Genomic DNA, 19,850 nt, shown 5'->3' on the forward strand with positions numbered 1-19,850 from the left:
TAACCGGGTGGACGTGATGCCAGTCGCGTCCGAGGAGGACCAGCCCGGGTCGGGCCAGTCCGGCCGCGCGCCGGATTGACCGGTCCTCCCGGCTGTCTCGCACAGCCGGCCGTCCCTTCCCTGCGGGGGGCCCTGTCCCGGGCCCCCCGCGCCTTCCTTCTCCAGTCGCCCCCCGCTCAGCCGACCGGTTGGAAGCTGTCCCGGATCAGCGTCAGAAACGGCAGATTGGTACGCCAGTCGAACTCCGGGGTATGCCAGACCACCACGAAGGCGCGCTCCGGCGAGACCGGAAACAGCAGCTCAGCGGTGTGCAACGGCTGGCCCTCCGGCCCGGTCCACCGGAACTCCCACTCGGTGCCGGCGTACCGGTCCAGCGGTCGGCTGCCGATCGGGATGTAGTTGGTGACCCGGTCGTCGCCGAGCAGGTCCCGCTCCCGCACCGCCCAGTACGCCTCGGCGTCCCGGGCCGGCGGGGACGGGTCCACGATCAGCACCCGGGGCCCGAACGGCTCGTGGAAGCAGAGCACGTCGTTGCCGGTGAAGTACTCCCAGCCGACCGGGGCGGCCACCCGGAACCCGGCCGGGTCGGTGTGCCAGGTCCAGTCCGGTAGCAGCGTCGGGCCGTCCGGCGGTTCGACGGTGGCGGCCACCACCCGCCCGATCGGCGGTGGCGGTGGCCGACAGCCGAACGGCGGCGGCCCGACCGGCGGTGGTCCACCGTGTCCCGGCGGGCCACCCGGCCGACCGTCCGGCGCACCCGGCGGTCGGGGCGGGGGCACCCGCCCGGACGGCTCGGTCTGGACGGTCGTCCCGGCGGACGGCTCGCCGTCCCCGGGCAGCACCCCCTGCGCGGCCGCCAGGGTCAGGCCGAGGGTGACCACCAGCAGCACCGCCACCCCGACCGGCAGCAGATACCCACGCGCCGGCCGGCGGCCGCCCAGGGACCCCGAATCGTCAGACTTGACCGACACCGGTGCCGATGCCTCGCCCCCGGGCACCGATCCGGCTGGTCCGGCTGAGTCCGCCGATCCCGCTGGTTCGCCGGTGCTGGCCGGCCCGTCGGCCCGCCCGGCCAATGCCGTCGACCGGTGCGCTTCGAGCACCGACCGCAGCATCCGGTCCGCCTCGGCCGAGGTCAGCCGGTGGCCCGGGTCGCGGCGGAGCAGCCCGGCCAGCAGCGGGGCGAGCGGGCCGGCGTTCGGGGCCGGATCCGGTGGCGCGGTGGCGAGCGCGGCCAGGGTGGCGACCGGGTTGGAGCGGGCGTACGGCGAGCGTCCCTCGACGGCCGCGTACAGGCTGGCGCCCAGCGACCACAGATCACCCTCCGGTGTGGATATCCCGTCGGCGACCCGCTCCGGTGCCACGTACTGCGGCGAGCCCAGCACCATCCCGGGCCTGGTCAACCCGCCGTCACCGTCGAAGGTGGCCAGTCCGAAGTCGGTGAGCATCACCCGACCGTCGTCGGCGATCAGCACGTTGTGCGGCTTGACGTCGCGGTGCAGCACCCCCGCGCCGTGCGCCGCCCGCAACGCGTCGAGCAGAGCCAGCCCCAGTTCGGCGACCCGACGCGGCGGCATCGGGCCGTCGGACTCGATCACGTCGTGCAGTGAGCGGGACGGCACGTACTCCATCACGATCCACGGACTGCCGCCGTCGGTGACCACGTCGTAGATCCGTACCACGTTGGGGTGGGTGAGCCGGGCCGCGGTCCGGGCCTCCCGCATGGTCCGGTCCCGCAGGTGCTCCCGCTCGCTCTCGGCCAGCCAGCCGGGCGGCAGGATCTCCTTGACCGCCACGTCCCGGTGCAGCAACTCGTCCCGGGCCAACCAGACCTGCCCCATCCCGCCACTGCCGACCATCCGCAGCAGCCGGTACCGGCCGGCCACCAGAGTCTGCCGCACGATCAGTTGTCTCCGTTCGTCACCTGCGGTACACGATAGTCAGTCGATCAGTGAGGAACCCGCCGCCCGGAGCGCACCGACCCGGCTTTAAGGAACAGGTAAGGTGCGGCTGTCCGGGCCGGGTCAGCCGTCGGCCGTGGTGGCTCCCAGCAAAGGGGATGGTCGTGCGCGTCCTGGTGACCGGTGGGCTCGGCTTTCTGGGGTACGCGGTCACCCGCGAGCTGCTCGCCCAGGGGCACCGGGTCACCGTGCTGACCCGGCGACGGCCGGAGCGGCAGCGGGTCGACCCGCCGGCCGGGGTGGCGGTGCTCACCGCCGACCTGCGCGACCGCGGCGGCCTGGCCGACGTGGTGCGGCCGGGCCAGTTCGACGCCGTCTGCCACCTGGCGGCGCTGACCAGCGGCCGGGACTCGTTCGCCGACCCGCTGGACTACTTCGACGTCAACACGGCCGGCACGATCAACCTGCTCCGGGCGCTGGCCGGGCCGGCCGCCGACGGGGCCGGCCTGCCACCGGCCTTCGTCCTGGTCTCCACGAACATCGTGTACGGGTCCCGGCACCACGGCGCCCTCGCCGAGCACCTCGACCCGCACCCGGAGAGCCCGTACGCGGCCTCGAAACTGGCCGCCGAGCAGCTGGTGGCGGCGTACGCGGCGACCGGCGCGGTCGGCGCGGTGACGCTGCGGCCGTTCAACATCGCGGGCGCCGTGGCCGGGGTTGGCGACACCGATCCGGGGCGCATCATCCCGAACGTGTTCCGGGCCATGACCGGCCAGCTGCCGCACGTGACCCTCAACGGCGACGGCTCCGCCGTACGCGATTTCGTGCACGTCGCGGACGCCGCGGACGCGGTCTGCCTGGCGCTGGCGCGGTGCACGCCCGGCCGGCACGAGGTGTTCAACGTCGGCTCCGGGGTCGGGGTCAGCATGACCGACGTGGTGACCGCCGCCGAGCGGGTCACCGGCCGGATCGTCGGTGTGCGCCGGTTGCCGCCCCGGCCGGAGCCGCCCCGGCTGCTCGCCGACCCGACCCGGTCGCGGGATCTGCTCGGCTGGCAGCCGAAGCGGTCCGACCTGGAGCAGATCCTGGCCGACGCCTGGCGGGCCTGGGGCTGACCGGTCGGGCCACCGGGACCATGCTCCGGTCAGGTCACCCGGACCGGGCCCCGGTCAGGTCACCGAGATCTGGATGCCGATCAGCGCGGCGACCGACGACGTCCACCGGATGTTGAGCCGCACCTCGCCGTTCGCGGGGACGGTGACGGACACCGCGGTGGGGGAGGGCAGACACTCCACGGTTTGGCGGTCGGTCTCCCGCTCGCGCCAGATGTGCACCTCGCCGCGCCCCAGACAGAACCACTCCAGGAGGTACCGCCCGGCGGCCACCCGGTCGACGCCGACCGAGAACACGTCCTGCTCGGTCACCACCCGGGCATCGGCGACCAGCAGCCCGGGGCGGTCGGGCAGCAGTTGCCAGGCGTCCGCCCGCAGGTCCCGGCGCCGGCCACTGGGCTGGACCGGCCCCGGAGTGGCGGTATCCATGACGAGCCGGTCATCGGGGCCGAACCGCAGTACGAAGGAGTCCTCCGGTTCGACACCCCGCGGCACGGTCGGCCAGGAGCCGCCGGGCAACTCGCCGCGGGTGAGCCGCCGCCCGTCGACGGCCGGCTCGTTCGCGACCCACCACCAGCCACCGCCGATAAGCGTCGCGGCCACCAGTCCGGCCAGCGCCAACGTCCGGAACCACCGTTCCGAGGCGTCGAGCGCATCGACCGACATGGCGCCAGTCTAGGCCGCAGAACGGGCAACCGCCGGTCAGCCGGCCTGCCGGAGCAGTTCGGCGGCGCGTTCCGGCGCGATGTCGTTGATGAAGACCCCCATCGCCGACTCCGAGCCGGCGAGGAACTTCAGCTTGTCCGCCGCCCGGCGGATGCTGAACACCTGCAGGTGCAGGTGGCTCAGCTCGCGGCCGGTGTGCACCGGCGCCTGGTGCCAGGCGGCGATGTACGGCATCGGCAGGTCGAACAGCCGGTCGAAGCGGCCCAGCACGTCCAGGTAGAGCGGCCCGAACGCGGCCCGTTCGGCGTCGCCGAGCGCCGGGATGTCCGGCACCGGCCGGTGCGGCGCCAGGTGCACCTCGAACGGCCAGCGGGCGGCGGCCGGCACGTACGCCGTCCAGTGTTCGTTGTCGGCCACCACCCGGACGCCCGCGGACCGCTCGGCGGCCAGCACGTCGGCGTAGAGATTGCGGCCGCCGGTCCGGTCGGCGTACCGGCCGGCGGCGGCGAGCATCGCCCGGGTCCGCGGCGGCACGAACGGGTACGCGTAGATCTGACCGTGCGGGTGGTGCAGGGTCACCCCGATCTCCACGCCGCGGTTCTCGAAGCAGAAGACCTGCTCCACCCCGGGCAGTGCGGCCAGCGCGTCGGTCCGGTCGGCGAGGGCGTCCAGGACGGTGCGGACCCGGGCCGGCGGCAGGGTGGCGAAGGAGGCGTCGTGGTCGGCGGTGAAGCAGACCACCTCGCAGCGGCCGGCGCCGGGCCGGCTGGCGGTGAACGGGGTGACCTGGCCCGGCGGTTCGCCGGCCCGGTCGCTCAGCGACGGGAACCGGTTCTCGAAGACCGCGACGTCGTAGTCGTACGCCGGGATCTCGGTCGACCGGGTCGGGGTGGAGGGGCAGAGCGGGCACTTGTCGCTGGGGGGCAGGAAGATCCGGGTCTGCCGGTGCGCGGCGACCGCCACCCACTCGTCGACGAGTGGGTCGTAGCGCAGTTGGGAGGCGGGCGGCGGCTCCGGAAGGTCGCGCCGGTCCGGCCCCTCGCGGACGGCGTCGTCCCGCTCGTCGAAGTAGATCAGCTCCCGGCCGTCGGCCAGCTCGATCGAGGTCCGTCTCATGCCGACACCCCGCCCGCCGTCGGTGCCGGGTCGGCGGCCGATCCGGCCTCGGCGATCAGCAGGTCGGCGACGTGTTCGCGCAGCACCGCACGGGCGTGCTCCGGCAGCCCCGGGTCACAGACCACGGTGTGTGCCTGCGCCAGCGCGGCCATCGACGAGATGCCGACGATCTCCCACTTGCTGTGGTCGGCCAGCACCACCAGCCGTTCGGCGGCGGCGACCAGCGCCCGGTTGGTCTCCGCCTCCATCAGGTTCGGGGTGGTGAAGCCGGCCCGCTCGCTCATCCCGTGTACGCCGAGGAAGACCAGGTCCAGGTTGAGCGACCGGATGGCGTTCACCGCCACCGGCCCGACCAGCGCGTCCGACGGGGTACGCACGCCGCCGGTGAGCACGACGGTCTGGTCGGTGCGACCGCCCCGGTGGAACAGGTCGGCGACCGGGACCGAGTTGGTCACCACGGTCAGCCCGGCGACGCCGAGCAGCCGGCGGGCCAGCGCCACGGTGGTGGTGCCGGCCGACAGCCCGACCGCCATCCCCGGGGCGACCAGCCGGGCGGCGCGGGCGCCGATGGCGGCCTTCTCCGCCCGCTGCCGGACGGACTTCGCCTCGAAGCCGGGCTCGTCGGTCGATCCCGCCCCGGCCACCGTCGCGCCGCCGTGCACCTTGGCGAGCAGGCCGCGCTCGGCCAGCGACTCCAGGTCCCGCCGGATGGTCATGTCCGAGACGCCGAACTCGGCGGCCAGGTCGGTGACCCGGACCCCGCCGGTCACCCGGACCCGGTCCAGGATCGCCGCCTGCCGCTGCGGGGCCAGCATCACGCGGCTGTCCGGGCCGGCGGCTCGGCGAGCACCGCGACCCCGCCGCCGGCCAACCGCACCGGCCCGAAGTGCTCGGTGCCGGTCAGCAGGTCGACGCCGGCCGCCGCGACCTCCGCCGGATCGTCGCCGTGGTTGAGCAGGAACAGGTACGACCGGCCGTCCGGCTGCCGGCGCCGGATCGCCTCTACACCGGGCGGCACCGGGTGATCCGGCCCGACACCGGCCGCCTCGGCGATCCCGCCGAGCAACCGGCCCAGGTCCGCGTCGACCAGCCGGGTACTGACGTACCAGGCGGCCCCGCCAGCGGTCCCGATGGTTCCGCCGGCTTCGCTTTCGGCGGCTTCGCTTCCGGCGGGGGGCCGGTCCGCAGGCGTCGCCGCCCGGCGGGTGATCGCCGGGCCGCCGGCGGTCGGGCCGTCGGCGTAGTGCGCCACCACCTCGGCGTCCGGGGCGGTCAGCTCCTCGGTCCAGTTGGCGCCCGTACCCCCGTCGTCGAGCCGGACCGCGCCGCCGGCCGGCAGCGGCGCGAACTCCTCGACCCGGATGCCGAGCAGGGCGGCGAACGCGCCGGGCAGCGGCGCCGGTCGGACCCGGTCGCAGCCGTCGACCAGCCCGCTGTACGCCCCGACCACGAGCGTGCCGCCGGCGCGCAGGTATCCGTCCAGGTTGGCCACCGCGGTGTCGTCCACCGCGTACAGTGCCGGGGCCAGCACCAGCCGGTAGCCGGTCAGGTCGGCGCCGGGGTGGGCCAGGTCGGCGGTGATCCCGGCCCGCCAGAGCGCGGTGTGCCAGCGCCGGATCTCCTCGAAGGCGACCATCTCGGTGCTCGGCTGGTTCGGCGCCTCCTGCGCCCAGGCGCTCGGATAGTCCAGCAGCAGCGCGACCCGGGCCTCGGTCCGGGCGCCCTCGACCGGCGCCAGCGCCCGCAGGTGCCGGCCGAGCTGGACCACCTCGCGCCAGATCTTCGAGTCGGTCCCGGCGTGCGGAACCATCGCCGAGTGCCACTTCTCCGAGCCGGCCCGGCTGGCCCGCCACTGGAAGAACAGCGCCCCCTCGGAGCCGCGGGCGACGTGCGCCAGGCTGTCCCGGACCAGTTGGCCGGCGGGCTTGCGCAGGTTACGCGGCTGCCAGTTGACGGCGCTCGTGGAGTGCTCCATCAGCAGCCACGGGCCGCCGGCCAGGGAGCGGCTCAGGTCGGCGGCGAAGGCGATCTGCGCCGGCCCGGGCAACGGGTGCTCGCCGAGCAGGTAGTGGTCGTTGGAGACCAGCCGGTCCGGGCCGGTCAACTCCGGCGCCCAGGCCCAGTAGTCCAGGTTGAAGCAGCTACCGGTCATCAGGTTGGTGGTCACCGGTACGCCGGGCGACAGCTCGTGCAGCACGTCCCGCTCGGCGCTGAAGCAGGCCAGGTGCTCGTCGGAGCTGAACCGCCGGAAGTCCAGCAGCTGCCCGGGGTTGGCCGACGTCGGGGTGGGCAGCGGCGGCTGCACCTGCTCCCAGTCGGTGTAGGTCTGGGACCAGAACGCGGTGCCCCAGGCATCGTTGAGGCCGGCCAGGTCGCCGTAGCGGGCGCGCAGCCAGTCCCGGAACGCGGCGGCCGACACCTCGCAGTAGCAGTGCGCGTTGTGGCAGGCGTACTCGTTGTGCACGTGCCACATGGCCAGCGCCGGGTGCCCGGCGTAGCGGCGGGCGAGCTGTTCGGTCAGGTCGCGGGCGGCCCGCCGGTAGACCGGTGAGCTGGGGCAGATCGCCTGCCGGCTGCCGTAGGTGAGCCGGCGCCCGGCGGCGTCCACCGGCAGCGTCTCCGGGTGCGCCCGGGAGAACCAGATCGGCGGCGAGGCGGTGGCGGTGGCGAGGTCGACGGCGATCCCGCCGGCGTGCAGCCCGTCCATGATCCGGTCCAGCTTGTCGAACTCGTACCGGCCCGGGGCGGGTTCCAGCCAGGCCCAGCCGAAGACGGCGACGCTGACCAGGTTGACCCCGGCCTCGCGCATCAGGGCCACGTCCTCGGCCCAGACCTGCTCGGGCCACTGCTCGGGGTTGTAGTCGCCCCCGTAGGCCATCCCGCGGATCCCCGGCACCAGCTTGCCCACACCGACTCCCAACGTGCCCGCACGAAATCCAACAGATACGAACACTAGCGGGCGGGCTGATGCCAGGGAAGCCCACGGGCGGGTCGCCGCAGGTCAGGGGCTGGCGACCAGGCCGGTCAGGCCGGTGGCGAGCTTCGGCTCCACCCAGCCGGTCTCGGTCAGGTGCGCCAGCACCGCGTCGACCCCCTCGGCCACCGTGATCCGGCTGGTGTCCAGGACCAGGTCGGCGTCGGTCGGCTCCTCGTACGGGTCGTCGATGCCGGTCATCCCGGTGATCTGACCGGCCCGGGCGCGCGCGTAGAGACCCTTGCGGTCCCGCTGCTCGCAGACCTCAAGCGGGGTCGCCACGTGCACCAGCAGGAATCCCGCCCCGGCCGCCAACGCCATCTGCCGGGCCGTCGCCCGGGCCTGGGCGTACGGGGCGATCGGGCAGCACAGCGCCATGCCCCGGTGCCGGGCCACCTCGGCCGCCACCCAGCCGATCCGGCGGACGTTCAGATCCCGGTCGGCCTTGCTGAAGCCGAGCCCGGCGGAGAGTTCCCGGCGGACCACGTCGCCGTCGAGCAGGGTGACCGTCCGGTCGCCGCTCTCCCGCAACGAGTCGGCCAGCCCGCGGGCGATCGTCGACTTGCCCGACCCGGACAGGCCGGTGAAGAAGACCACCAGACCACGGTGCCGGCGCGGCGGCCGGGCCCGGCTCAGCTCCTTCGCCACCGCCGGCGGGGTGTGCCACTCGGGCAGTGGGAAACCCCGGTCGAGCAGGTCCTCGATCTCGGCCTGGCTGAGCGCCAGCCGACGGTTGCGGGGTGGAATGTCGTCGCGCCAGCGCCACTGACCGTCCCGGTTGTCGTACGCCAGCTCGCGCGGCACCAGCACCCGCAGCCCGCCGCCGGTGAGCATCTCCCCGGTGGAGAGCAGATGGGTCACCCCGTACGACGCCGCCACCCGGGCCCGCAGCAGGGCGTCGCGGATCTCGTCGCCGCGCCGCACCATCGGCACCGCCACCAGGGTGGCCGGCGGCATCCGGTCGCGAGCCCCGAAGATGCTGCGGACCAGCACCTCCGGCGGCAGCCCGTCGGCGCCGAGCTCGCTGATCGGGATCAGGATCAGCAGGTGGGCGGCGAGGGTCCGGGCGGCGTGCGCGATCTGGGCGAGCTGCGGGCGGTGCAGCGGCCGGTCGGCCACCACGCCGAGCACCCGGCCCGGCGGGAGCAACCCCCGGACCTCCTCCGGGGTACGCCGCAGCCGCTGGAACGGGCCGTGCCCGCCGTCGCCGAGCCGGCGGACGCTGCCGCCGACCCCGGCCAGCCCGTCCCGGGTCGGCCACACGTCGCTGACGTCGAGCAGGGCGACCGGGGCGTCCTCGGGGTCGGTCAGCACCAGCGCCCGGTGCAGCGGGTTGGCGAGGTCCAGCCGCTCGGCGATCGCGACCGGCACCTGCAGGGTCACCGGCACCGGCCAGGGGGTACCGTCGGCGAGCTGGCCGCGGCGCGCCAGGGCGGCCAGATCCGCCCGGGTGTGGAAGCCCGTGAGCGGGGCATACGCGCCGGTCAGGAGCAGTTCGAGATCAGCCAGCTCGTACGGGCGCGGGGTGTACGCCGGAGCGTCCCGCAGCACCTCGTCGGGCAGCACCCACCCGTTGCTCATCCCACCCCCAACACCGGACCGGCCCACAGTTTCTCAGCCCGCCGCCGATCGGTCGAGACTGCCACCCCAGCGGATAATGATCAACTCGCCGGGACCCACCCCCTCAGGGATGGGACCGGGGCGTTCCCTGATTCGCGACGAGCCCCCGGTCCCTACGCTGAGCGACGTGACACTGATAGCGACCCAGTCGCTCACCAAGACGTACGGCAACCGGGTGACCGCCCTGGCCGATCTCACGGTGGCGGTCGAACCGGGGATCGTCGGGCTGGTCGGCGCGAACGGCGCCGGCAAGTCGACCTTCATCAAGATCCTGTTGGGGCTGCTGCCGCCGACCACCGGCGAGGCCCGGGTGCTCGGTCTCGACCCGACCACGGACGGTCAGACCGTCCGGGCCCGGGTCGGCTACATGCCCGAGCACGACTGCCTGCCGCCCGACCTGAGCGCGGCCGAGTTCGTCACCCACATGGGTCGGATGAGCGGCCTGCCCCGCAGCACCGCCCGGGAACGGGCCTCCGAGGCGCTGCGGCACGTCGGCCTCTACGAGGAGCGCTACCGGCAGGTGGGCGGCTACTCGACCGGCATGAAGCAGCGGGTCAAGCTCGCCCAGGCGCTGGTGCACGACCCCGACCTGCTGCTGCTCGACGAGCCCACCAACGGCCTGGACCCGGCCGGCCGGGACGCCATGCTCAGCCTGATCCACCGGATCGGCACCGAGTTCGGCATCTCCGTGCTGGTCTGCTCTCACCTGCTCGGCGAGGTCGAGCGGATCTGCGACGCGCTGATCGCGATCGACGGCGGCCGGCTGCTGCGGTCGGCGCAGGTCTCGGACATGACCACCGCCACCGACGTGCTCACCGTCGAGGTGAGCGAGGGCACCGACGAGCTGGCGGCGCGGCTGACCGGCCTGCGGCTGCCGGTGAGCCGGGAGGGCCGGCTGCTGCTCGTACCGCTTGCCGACGACGCCACCTACGACCTGATCCTGACCACGGTCGCCGAGCTGGACCTGCCGTTGCACCGGCTCGACCAGCGCCGGCACCGGGTGTCCGAGCTGTTCGCCACGAGGGAGACCACAAGTGCCCAGGTCTGACACCGCCGCACCCCCGACCGGGGTCATCCACGACATCGGCTACCAGCGCTACGAGGGCACCCGCCTCGGCCGCCGGCACATCGTCGGCGCGCTCTACCTGCACGGTCTGCGGACCGCCTTCGGGCTCGGCCGCAGCGCCAAGGCGAAGATCTTCCCCTGGCTGATCGTCGGCACCGTCGGCGCGGTCGCCGCGGTGCTGGTCGCGATCCGCACCCAGACCGGCGAGGTGGTGCTGAGCTACCCGGAGTTCCCCGAGGTGCTCACCCTGCTGATCATCTTCTTCTGCGCCATCGTCGCGCCGGAGCTGGCCTCCCGGGACCTGCACAGCGGGGTGCTACCGCTGTATTTCGCCCGGCCACTACGCCGTAGCGACTACGCGCTGGCGAAGCTGGCCGCGCTGCTCACCGCGACGTTCCTGATGCTGGCCGGCCCACTGACGGTGATGTTCGCCGGTGCCGCGTTCTCGTTGCCGGACGTCTCGGCCGTCTGGACCGAGTTCGGCGACTTCCTGCCCGGCGTGGCGCACGCCGCCATCCACGCGGTCGTCTTCGGCTCGATCGCCCTGCTGATCGCCTCGGTGGTCAAGCGTCGGGCGGTGGCCGCCGCGGCGATCGTCGGCGCCTTCCTGGTCACCACCCCGGTGGTCGGGGTGCTCGCCGTCATGCCGTCCCGGACCGCCAACGAGCTGTCCGGCCTGGCCAGCCCCGCCACCCTGGTCGGCGGCATCGGCGACTGGCTCTTCGGGTCGGACGGCGAGTTCGGCGTCGGCGACTTCGGTCCGCTCTACGGCCTGGTCGCGGTCGGATTCGTCGCCGCCTGCGTCCTGCTGCTGCTCGCCCGCTACCGGAAGGTCGCCGCCGCATGAACCCCGAGTCCACCACCACGCTCGCGGCGCCGGCCGCCGGACCGGCCGACGGCGCCGGCCCGGCCCCGGTCACCGCCCGGACTGCCGCCGCCGGCATCGAACTGCGCGCGGTCTCCCGCTGGTACGGCAACGTGGTCGCCGTCAACGACGTCACGATGAGCCTCGGTGCCGGGGTGACCGGTCTGCTCGGCCCGAACGGCGCCGGCAAGACCACCCTGCTGCACATGATGGCCGGCTTCCTGGCCCCGTCCCGGGGCACCGTCACCGTCGGCGGCGAGTCGACCTGGCGCAACCCGTCGGTGTACCGGCGGCTCGGCCTGGTCACCGAGAAGGAGTCCGTGCACGCCTTCCTCAGCGCGTACGAGTTCGTGCTGGCCAGCGCCAAGCTGCACCGGCTGCCGGACCCGGAGGCGGCGGCCCGGCGGGCGATCGCGCTGGTCGAGCTGACCGACGTGCAGGACCGCCGGATCGGCACCTACTCCAAGGGCATGCGGCAGCGCACCCGGGTGGCCGCCGCGCTGGTGCACGACCCCGAGGTGCTGCTGCTCGACGAGCCGTTCAACGGGATGGACCCGCGGCAGCGGATGCACATGATGGACCTGCTGCACTCGCTCGGCGACGCCGGCCGGAACATCCTGTTCAGCTCGCACATTCTGGAGGAGGTCGAGCAGGTCTCCGGCACCGTCCAGGTGATCGTGGCCGGCCGGCTGGCCGCCTCCGGCGACTTCCGCAGCATCCGCCGGCTGATGACCCACCGGCCGCACGTCTTCGTGGTGCAGTCCACCGACGACCGGAAGCTGGCGGTCGCGCTGATGGCCGACCCGTCGGTGACCGGCGTCGAGCTGGACAAGACCGGCCTGACGGTCCGGGCCGGTGACTACGGCGGCTTCACCCGCGCGCTGCCGAAGATCGCGCTCGCCGCGCAGATCCGGGTCCGCCGGCTGCTGCCCTCGGACGAGTCCCTGGAGAGCGTCTTCTCCTACCTGGTGGAGGTCTGAGATGTCGACCATTTCGTGGATCACCGCGCGCGGCCTGTTCGGCCGGCGCCGGTTCCTGCTGCTGCTCCCGCTGCCGCTGCTGCTGGTCGGTCTCGCCGTGCTGTCCCGGGCGTCCGGCATCGACCCGGCCGAGTGGGGGCCGCCGGTCCTCGTCGGCCTCGGGCTAGCCGTGGTACTGCCGGTGATCGCGTTGATCGTCGGTACCGGCGTGCTCGGCTCCGAGATCGACGACGGCACCATCGTGCACATCCTGACCAAGCCGCTGCCGCGCTGGCAGATCGTGCTGCCGAAGCTGTTCGTCGCGGCCGGCATCACCGCCGTCACCGCGGCCGTCCCGCTCTACGTCGCCGGGGTGCTGGCCGACTCGGTCAGCCTGGGGTTGGCGCTGGCCGCGGCGAGCGCGGTGGGCGCGCTGGCGTACTCGGCGCTGTTCCTGGCGCTGAGTCTGCTCACCCGGCGGCCGGTGCTGCTCGGCCTGGTCTACGTGCTGATCTGGGAGGGGCTGCTGACCAACCTGGTGTCCGGCACCCGGGTGCTGTCGATCCAGCAGTACGTGGTGGCGTTCGCCGACCGGATCGCCCCCACCGACCTGCTCGACGGCGCGGTGTCGGTGCCGGTGGCCACGGTGATGACGGTGCTGCTGACGGTCGGCTTCACCGTGCTGGCGGTGGACCGGCTCCGCTCCTTCAGCGTGGCCGGCGAGACGAGCTGACCGGCGTTACTGCTATGGCGCCGCCGGCTGACCCGGCATGGGAACGGGTCAGCCGGCGGCGTTTCCGGTCCTTGGGCCGCGGCTGCCGCGCCTGGAGGCCCAGACACTCGACGGATGCCGCTCACACAGTTGTCTGCGGTGGACGGAACACCTTGCGGTAGGCGCCGGGTGTGACGCCGAGGAGCTGCAGGAACTGGGCCCGGAAGTTGCTCGTGGTCGGGAACCCGGTCTGGGCGGCGATCCGGTCGACCGTGTGGTCGGTGGTTTCCAGCAGCTCCTGGGCGTGCCGGATGCGCACCCCCGACACCCACTGCATCGGGCTCTGCCCGGTCTCGTCGGCGAACCGGCGGGTGAGCGTACGCACGCTCATGCCCGCCGCCCCGGCGATGTCGGCGAGGGTGAGGTCGCGGTGCGCATTCGCTTCGATCCAGTCCAACGCCCTGGTCAGCGTCGTGGTCCGGGCGCTCGCCCGGTTCCGGACGATGTACTGCGCCTGCCCGCCCGGCCGGTGCAGCGGCGCGACGGCGAGGCGGGCGGCGTCCGCCGCGACGGCCGTCCCGTAGTCGCGCTCGACGAGGTGCAGGCACAGGTCGAGACCGGACGCGGCACCGGCGGAGGTCAGAATGTCGCCGTTGTCGGTGTAGAGCAGGTCGGGGTTCATCCGGACCGCGGGATGCCGGCGCGCGAGTTCGTCCGCGGCGAGCCAGTGGGTCGTCGCGTCCCGCCCGTCGAGTAGCCCGGCCTCGGCCAGCGTGAACGCGCCGACGCAGATCGACGCGATCCGCGTCCCGCGTTGCGCCACCGCCCGCAGGGCCGCCAGCACGGGAGGCGGCGACGGCCGCAGCGGGTCGTTGCGTCCCGGCACCACGATCAGGTCGGCGCGTTCGATCGCGTCCAGCCCTTCATCGACAGACAGGCGCAGTGGACCGGCCTGGACGGACCGCTCGTGGCCGGCCACGACCAGCCGGTACCCCGGCCGGCCGTCCGGCAGGCGCACGCGCCCGAAGGTCTCCACGGCGGTGGCCATATCGAAGGCAATCGCATCCGGCAGCGCAAGCACGACGACGGTGTGCATCCCTGCAGAATAGGGCACTCCGGGCTTGGCCAGATACAGGTGATTCTAGTCCTGATAGCCACTTTTCGGCCGGCGCGGGGAACGCGAAGGTAGAGCGAGCGCCAACAGGAAGGATCACCCATGCCCCGGATCAATGTTCAGATCGTGCTCTTCGACGGGTTCGACCCGCTCGACGTGGTCGCCCCGTTCGAGGCGCTCACCGCCGGGAGCCAGTTCCTCGGCGGCGCGTTCGCGTTGGAACTCGTCAGCGCGGGCGGACCCGGCGTCGTGCGGTCCGGTAACCCCCGGATCACGCTGACGGCCACCGCCACCCTCGACCCGGACGCGCCCGGCTACGTGCTCGTCCCCGGGGCGGTCGGCCCGGTCGACGCGGACGCCGGAGAGGAGAGCATCCCGGCGCGCCTCGGCCGGTTCGCGTCGAGCGACGCGATGCCGCTGATCCGTCGAGCGCTCGACAACCCGGAGATCACCGTCGCGGCGTACTGCGGAGGTTCACTCGCCCTGGCGATGGCCGGCCTTCTCGACGGCCGCACCGCCACCACCCACGCGCTCGGCGTCGACCTGCTCGACACCACGGGGGTGCACGCCGTCCGCGCCCGGGTGGTCGACGACGGCGACCTGATCAGCGGCGGCGGCGTCACCTCGGGCCTCGACGTCGCCCTCTACCTGCTCGAACGGGACTTCGGCCCGCACACCGCCCGCGCCGTCGAGGAGCTGTTCGAGTACGAGCGCCGCGGCACCACCTGGAAGAGCAGCCGGCAGCCGGCGACCGGCGTGCGGACCGGCGGGTGAGCGCGTTCCTGCTGTCGGTGCATGTGCTCGCCGCCATCCTCGCCATCGGGCCGGTCGCCATCGCCGCGAGCATGTTCCCCCGCGCCGCGCGGCTCGCCCTCACCGCACCCGAACACCCCGAAAAGGGCGCCGCGGTACGCATCCTGCACCGCATCACCCGCGTCTACGCGGTGATCGGCGTCCTCGTTCCGGTGTTCGGACTCGCCACCGGTGCGAGCCTCGGCGTGCTCGGCGACAGTTGGCTGATCGTCTCCATGGTCCTGACCGCCGCCGCGGCCGCGCTGCTGATCGGGGTCATCCTCCCCGGCCAGCGACGGGTCCTCCGGGCGCTCACCACGGACGCGGACCGGACCGGCGACCTGGTGCCGGACCGGGTCGCGCGCCGGCTCGGGATGCTGACCGGCGTCTTCAACCTGCTCTGGGCGATCGTCGTCGTCCTGATGATCTACCGGCCCGGCTCGACGACGGGAGTCGGGCTGTGAGCCCGCGCCGCGTCCTCTGGGTCGCCGGCACGGTTGAGCTCGGCACGCTGGCGCTGCTGCTCGCGAACCTGGCGACCATCCACCTGCCGGAGCTCACCCGGGTGCTCGGCCCAGTCCACGGGCTGGCCTACACGGCCACCGTCATCACGGCCGTCCTCGTCATGGGCGGCCGCCACCGGGTGTGGCTGCTCGCGCTCATCCCCGGCATCGGCGGCCTCCTGGCCGCGCCTGCCGCTCGCCTCCGACCGGCCACCGACGACGGCTGGCGGTAGGTCGCCGGGCACCCGATCCCGTCGACCGGCCACCGGGACCGGGCTATCCGGACCAGGCCACCTCGACCGGCCCTTACGGCGACCGGCCGTTCCTCGACCGGCCTTCCTCGACCGGCCCTCCTCGACCGGGCTTGCGGCGACTGGGTCAGCCGGTGTTGCGCATGCCGGCGGCGATGCCGTTGACGGTGGTGAGCAGGGCGCGCTCCAGGGCGGTGCCGTCGCCGGGGGCGCGCCGGCCACCCGGTGCGGTGGCGACCGCGCGGCCGGCGGCGCCGGAGTCGCGGTACTGCCGCAGCAGCGCCACCTGCAGGTGGTGCAGCGGCTCCAAGTAGGTGTCCCGGACGGCCAGGGTGCGCTGCAGCACCGGCGAGTTGTCCAGCAGCGCGGGAGAGGCGGTGATCGCCAACACCTCGCGCTTGGTCAACTCGTACTCCTCCTCGATGGTGGTGAAGATCGGCCGCAGCTGCGCCGGCACCAGCGTCTCCACGTAGCGGCGGGCGATGTTCAGGTCGGTCTTGGTCAACATCATCTCGACGTTCGACAGGAACGTGCGGAAGAAGTGCCAGTTGCGGTGCATTTCGGCGAGCACGTCGGCCAGCCCGTCGGCGCGGGCGGCGGCCAGCCCGGTCCCGACCCCGAACCAGCCGGGCACGATCTGCCGGGTCTGGGTCCAGCCGAACACCCACGGGATGGCCCGCAGGCCGCCCAGCCCGGCGCCGGTGTTGGGCCGCTTCGCCGGCCGGGAGCCGATGTTCAGCGCTCCCAGCAGCTCGGTCGGCGTCGACGCCCAGAAGTACGCCGGCAGGTCCGGGTTCTCGACCAGCGAGCGGTACTGCCGGAACGCCGCCCCGGAGACCACGTCCATTGTGGCGTCCCAGCGTTCCAGCATCTCCATCGGCTGGCGCGGGGTGGTGTGCAGCAGCGTGCTCTGCAGCACGGCCGCGATCGTCAGCTCCAGGTTCTCCCTGGCCAGCGACGGGATCGTGTACTTGTCGGAGATCACCTCGCCCTGCTCGGTGACCTTGATCGCGCCGTCCAGGGTGCCGTATGGCTGGGCCAGGATCGCCTCGTGCGTCGGGCCGCCGCCCCGGCCCACCGTGCCGCCCCGGCCGTGGAACAGCCGCAGCCGTACGTTGTGCCGGGCCGCCACGTCCCGCAGCGCCCGCTGCGCCTTGTGGATCGACCACTGCGAGGTGGTGATGCCGGCCTCCTTGTTGGAGTCGGAGTAGCCGAGCATCACCTCCTGCACGTCGCCCCGGGCGGTCACGATCGCCCGGTACGCCGGCAGCGACAGCATCTCGTCCAGCAGCTCACCACCGGCGTCCAGCTCTGCCGGGGTCTCCAGCAGCGGCACGAAGCCAATCCGGGCCCGGCCACTGTGCACGTCCACCAGCCCGGCCTCCCGGGCCAGCACCACGGCGGCCAGCACGTCGTCGACGCCGAGGGTCATCGAGACGATGTACGACTCGATCACCTCCGGCCCGTACCGCTGCTGGGCCTGCCGGATCGCGGCGAACACGTCGAACGTCTTGCGGGCCGCCTCGGTCAACGGGGTGTCCGGGCTGGAGAGCGGCCGGCGCCCGGTCAGCTCGTCGGCGAGCAGCTTGGTCCGGTCCGCCCGGCTCAGCGCGGAGTAGTCGGAGACCTCGCCGACCCGGGCGTAGAGCTGCGCCAGCACGACGTGGTGCGCCTCGGCGTGCTCACGGACGTCCATCGTGGCGAGCTGCAGTCCGAACGCCGACACGGTGCGGATCGCCGACGCCAGCATCCCGACGGCGGTGAGCTGGCCGGCGTTGCGGGCCAGCGAGGCGCGCATCAGCTCCAGGTCGGCGACCACCTGCGCGGCGTCCAGGTAGTCCCGGCCGGGCACGTGCGCGGTGCCCTGCCGCAGCCGCAGCCGGGTGTTGGCCAGCTTGACCTTCATGCAGCGGGCCTTGAGCCGGTACGGCTCCTCGGCGTTGGTGCGCCGGAACCGGGCCGCCACCTCGGGCAGCGCGTCCAGGTCGGCGGCGAGGCTGGCGGAGAGGTCCAGCGACACCCCGCGCAGCCGCCGGGAGACCGACACCTCCCGGATCAGCGCGTCCAGCGCCTTCTCGGTGGCCTGGATGCCGTGTTCGTGCTGGATCAGCAGCACGTCGCCGGTGACCTTGGGGGTGACGAACGGGTTGCCGTCCCGGTCACCACCGATCCAGGTGCCGAAGGTCAGCGGCCGGGCGCTGGGGGCGGTCTCCACCCCGAGCGACCGCAGCGTGTTGGCCAGGTCGTCGAGCACCTGCGGGGCGGCCTCGTCGTAGAGGTCGCGCAGGTAGTAGATCGCGTTGCGGGCCTCGTCGGTCGGGTCCGGTCGGTCCAGCCGCAGCTCGTCGGTCTGCCAGAGCAGGTCGAGCAGCTCGGCCAGCCGCCGGTTGGCGGGCCCCTCGTCGGCGGCGCCGTAGAGGATCGCGGCGGCGGCCTCGGTGTCCAGCTCGTCGGCGATCGCGCGCAGCTTCGACAGGATGGAGCGCCGGGCCGCCTCGGTCGGGTGGGCGGTGAAGACCGGCCGGACGGCGAGCTTGCGGGCCGCCGAGGAGATCTCCTCCGGCGACACCCCGCGCTCGGCGATCAACCGGCCGGCCTGGTCCAGCCAGCCGCCCTGGGTGGCCCGCTGCCGGCGCAGGTCCCGGGACCGGTGCACCTGCTCGGTGATGTTGGCCAGGTGGAAGTAGGTGGAGAAGGCGCGGGCCAGCTTCGTACCGGTGGTGATGTCCATCGCGGCCAGCCGCTGCGCGGCGGCCTCGGCGTCGGAGCGGACCTGGGCCCGGATCTCCTCGACCAGGTCCAGCAGCGGCTTGCCCTCCTGCCGGGCCAGGGTCTGGCCGAGCAGGGTGCCCAGTCGCCGGATGTCCGCCCGCAGGGCGGCGTCGGGGCCGTCGTGGTCATGCTGGTCGGTCACCGTGCGCTCCTCACGAGAGTACGAAGGACGGCACTGTCCGACACCGTTGATCGTATCCGCGCGGCGCCTCGGTGGCGCACTGCCCCCGCGTTCACATCTTGCGAATGACGCAGCCCACCTGGCCGATTGCCGACGCGAGTGGCGGTCGTCACTCCACCGCCGAACTACCCGCCGTCCCGCTCCCGCACGAACACTCCGGACCCCGGCCGCCCCTCGGTCAGCCCTTCGGTCCGCAGGATCAACATGGCGTTGCGGATCACCGTGTCGGAGACCTGGTACTCGGCCTTGAGCTGACTGATCGACGGCAGCCTGTCGCCGGTTTTGAGCTGACCGGAGACGATCCGTTCCCGCAGCTCGCGGGCGACCCGCTCATAGGCGGCCTCATATGGCATGACAACTCCCTGGGTGGCACGCCAATGAGATCACGCCGCGACCTACTACCTGAAGTAGGCACTGACCAAGGGTGGGATCATGTCCTAGGTTGAACCGGAGCAGCCCGTCTGGGTGGTACCACTGGGCTTCTCGCGAACATCTTCAGTATTAGGCGGACCAGGGTGGAGTTGGCGCTCCGATCCCCGGGCCTTGACCGGGAAGGACCCCCGGCCCATGGACAAGCTATCGAATCCTGCCCACCCGCCGTGGTGCGGGCGCGGCCCGGACTGCGCCACCGCGCCGGGCTGGCACAACTCGGCCCTGCTGCCAGTGGCATCGCTCGGCGACGAGGTGATCCAGGTCGCGGCCGGGCTCTGGCAACTCGACGTCGAGTCGCCCTCCATTCCGGTTGGTGGCGTGCTGTTGGAGTTCACCCTTGGCGGTGATGTCGAGCGCTGGCCGATCGGCTTGATCCAGGCACTGTCCCTGGCGCGCCTGCTGCCCCGGCTACTCGGCCACGCCAACGCCACCCCTTCCCGCGCTGCCTGACCATGGAGGTCAAGATCGTCAGGACAATACGCACGCTTGGAGCCCGATTCGCGTGCTCAATGTCCTGATGAACTTGACCTCCATCTGGCGCAATGGGCGGCTGGCCGTGGGCCGGGCGGGGTGAATGGCTCGTTAGGCGCAAGCGATCTTTCGCACGTAGACGCCTTCGCCCTGCCGGCCCTCGATCAGCCCTTCCGCCTTGAGGATCATGAGCGCGGTGCGGACGGATCCGTAGGAGACGCCGTGCTCCTTGATCAGGCCCTGGGTCGTCGGCAACTGGTCTCCGGGCTTGAGCTGCCCGGACCGGATCTGGTCCCGGATGGCCGACGCCACCCGCTCGTACTTCGGTGTGTGCAAGGTGTCT

Annotated in this window: 19 protein-coding genes; 9 read left to right on the forward strand and 10 right to left on the reverse strand. The window is 73.1% G+C overall.

All coding sequences use genetic code 11. From position 1 onward, the window contains the following. Positions 1 to 176: 176 nt before the first annotated feature. A complete protein-coding gene (locus O7627_RS04515; protein ID WP_278092230.1) occupies positions 177 to 1,901 on the reverse strand; it encodes a serine/threonine-protein kinase in 1,725 nt (574 codons plus the stop codon). Between the two features lie 164 nt (positions 1,902 to 2,065). Here O7627_RS04515 and O7627_RS04520 point away from each other — a divergent pair, with 164 nt between their 5' ends. After that, positions 2,066 to 3,016, forward strand: a complete 951-nt coding sequence (locus O7627_RS04520) for an NAD-dependent epimerase/dehydratase family protein (RefSeq protein WP_278092231.1) — start codon at positions 2,066 to 2,068, stop codon at positions 3,014 to 3,016. A gap of 54 nt (positions 3,017 to 3,070) precedes the next feature. On the opposite strand, the gene O7627_RS04525 is transcribed toward O7627_RS04520, so the two are convergent. From O7627_RS04525 to cysC, 5 genes are all read right to left on the reverse strand, one after another. After that, positions 3,071 to 3,679, reverse strand: coding sequence for a hypothetical protein (locus tag O7627_RS04525; protein WP_278092232.1), 609 nt, complete (start codon positions 3,677 to 3,679; stop codon positions 3,071 to 3,073). A gap of 36 nt (positions 3,680 to 3,715) precedes the next feature. Further along, positions 3,716 to 4,795 (reverse strand): galactose-1-phosphate uridylyltransferase, encoded by a 1,080-nt coding sequence (galT, locus tag O7627_RS04530; protein WP_278092233.1) that lies wholly within the window; start codon positions 4,793 to 4,795, stop codon positions 3,716 to 3,718. After that, a complete protein-coding gene (locus O7627_RS04535) occupies positions 4,792 to 5,610 on the reverse strand; it encodes a DeoR/GlpR family DNA-binding transcription regulator (protein ID WP_278092234.1) in 819 nt (272 codons plus the stop codon). Before O7627_RS04535 ends, galT begins: the two co-directional genes overlap by 4 nt. Then, entirely contained in the window at positions 5,610 to 7,703 is a 2,094-nt protein-coding gene (locus O7627_RS04540) for a beta-galactosidase (RefSeq protein WP_347404638.1), read from the reverse strand. The genes O7627_RS04535 and O7627_RS04540 overlap by 1 nt, the downstream gene beginning before the upstream one ends. 93 nt (positions 7,704 to 7,796) lie before the next feature. Further along, positions 7,797 to 9,350: an adenylyl-sulfate kinase gene (gene cysC / locus O7627_RS04545; protein WP_278092235.1), complete on the reverse strand. Its 1,554-nt coding sequence runs from the start codon at positions 9,348 to 9,350 to the stop codon at positions 7,797 to 7,799. A gap of 166 nt (positions 9,351 to 9,516) precedes the next feature. On the opposite strand from cysC, the gene O7627_RS04550 reads away from it, so the two are divergent. Genes O7627_RS04550 through O7627_RS04565 form a run of 4 tightly spaced genes read left to right on the forward strand, consistent with a single transcriptional unit; the run spans position 9,517 to position 13,012 of the window. Beyond that, positions 9,517 to 10,437: an ABC transporter ATP-binding protein gene (locus O7627_RS04550; protein ID WP_278092236.1), complete on the forward strand. Its 921-nt coding sequence runs from the start codon at positions 9,517 to 9,519 to the stop codon at positions 10,435 to 10,437. Continuing rightward, a complete protein-coding gene (locus O7627_RS04555; protein ID WP_278092237.1) occupies positions 10,424 to 11,302 on the forward strand; it encodes an ABC transporter permease subunit in 879 nt (292 codons plus the stop codon). The genes O7627_RS04550 and O7627_RS04555 overlap by 14 nt, the downstream gene beginning before the upstream one ends. After that, positions 11,299 to 12,300, forward strand: a complete 1,002-nt coding sequence (locus tag O7627_RS04560) for an ABC transporter ATP-binding protein (RefSeq protein WP_278092238.1) — start codon at positions 11,299 to 11,301, stop codon at positions 12,298 to 12,300. Before O7627_RS04555 ends, O7627_RS04560 begins: the two co-directional genes overlap by 4 nt. 1 nt (position 12,301) lies before the next feature. Next, complete coding sequence (locus O7627_RS04565; protein ID WP_278092239.1) at positions 12,302 to 13,012, forward strand: ABC transporter permease; 711 nt, start codon at positions 12,302 to 12,304, stop codon at positions 13,010 to 13,012. Positions 13,013 to 13,133: 121 nt separating this feature from the next. Here the strand turns inward: O7627_RS04565 and O7627_RS04570 are convergent, their stop codons facing one another. Beyond that, on the reverse strand, positions 13,134 to 14,087 hold the full coding sequence (locus O7627_RS04570) for a helix-turn-helix domain-containing protein (protein WP_278092240.1): 954 nt from the start codon (positions 14,085 to 14,087) through the stop codon (positions 13,134 to 13,136). A gap of 120 nt (positions 14,088 to 14,207) precedes the next feature. Here O7627_RS04570 and O7627_RS04575 point away from each other — a divergent pair, with 120 nt between their 5' ends. Genes O7627_RS04575 through O7627_RS04585 form a run of 3 tightly spaced genes read left to right on the forward strand, consistent with a single transcriptional unit; the run spans position 14,208 to position 15,633 of the window. Continuing rightward, positions 14,208 to 14,879, forward strand: coding sequence for a DJ-1/PfpI family protein (locus tag O7627_RS04575; protein ID WP_278092241.1), 672 nt, complete (start codon positions 14,208 to 14,210; stop codon positions 14,877 to 14,879). Then, positions 14,876 to 15,361 carry a DUF2269 family protein gene (locus O7627_RS04580; RefSeq protein ID WP_278092242.1) on the forward strand — a complete coding sequence of 162 codons (486 nt, stop codon included), beginning with the start codon at positions 14,876 to 14,878 and terminating at the stop codon, positions 15,359 to 15,361. The genes O7627_RS04575 and O7627_RS04580 overlap by 4 nt, the downstream gene beginning before the upstream one ends. Further along, entirely contained in the window at positions 15,358 to 15,633 is a 276-nt protein-coding gene (locus tag O7627_RS04585) for a hypothetical protein (protein WP_278092243.1), read from the forward strand. The genes O7627_RS04580 and O7627_RS04585 overlap by 4 nt, the downstream gene beginning before the upstream one ends. 145 nt (positions 15,634 to 15,778) lie before the next feature. Here O7627_RS04585 and ppc read toward each other — a convergent pair whose 3' ends face one another. Both ppc and O7627_RS04595 read right to left on the reverse strand, forming a co-directional pair. Further along, positions 15,779 to 18,565, reverse strand: a complete 2,787-nt coding sequence (gene ppc / locus O7627_RS04590; RefSeq protein ID WP_278092244.1) for a phosphoenolpyruvate carboxylase — start codon at positions 18,563 to 18,565, stop codon at positions 15,779 to 15,781. 164 nt (positions 18,566 to 18,729) lie between these two features. Next, a complete protein-coding gene (locus tag O7627_RS04595; RefSeq protein WP_278092245.1) occupies positions 18,730 to 18,957 on the reverse strand; it encodes a winged helix-turn-helix domain-containing protein in 228 nt (75 codons plus the stop codon). Between the two features lie 214 nt (positions 18,958 to 19,171). Between O7627_RS04595 and O7627_RS04600 the strand changes: the two genes are divergently transcribed. Beyond that, a complete protein-coding gene (locus O7627_RS04600) occupies positions 19,172 to 19,486 on the forward strand; it encodes a hypothetical protein (RefSeq protein ID WP_278092246.1) in 315 nt (104 codons plus the stop codon). Between the two features lie 132 nt (positions 19,487 to 19,618). On the opposite strand, the gene O7627_RS04605 is transcribed toward O7627_RS04600, so the two are convergent. Next, entirely contained in the window at positions 19,619 to 19,843 is a 225-nt protein-coding gene (locus O7627_RS04605) for a winged helix-turn-helix domain-containing protein (RefSeq protein WP_278092247.1), read from the reverse strand. Between the last annotated feature and the right edge of the window lie 7 nt (positions 19,844 to 19,850).

The organism is Solwaraspora sp. WMMD1047, from assembly GCF_029626155.1.
Classification (GTDB): domain Bacteria; phylum Actinomycetota; class Actinomycetes; order Mycobacteriales; family Micromonosporaceae; genus WMMD1047.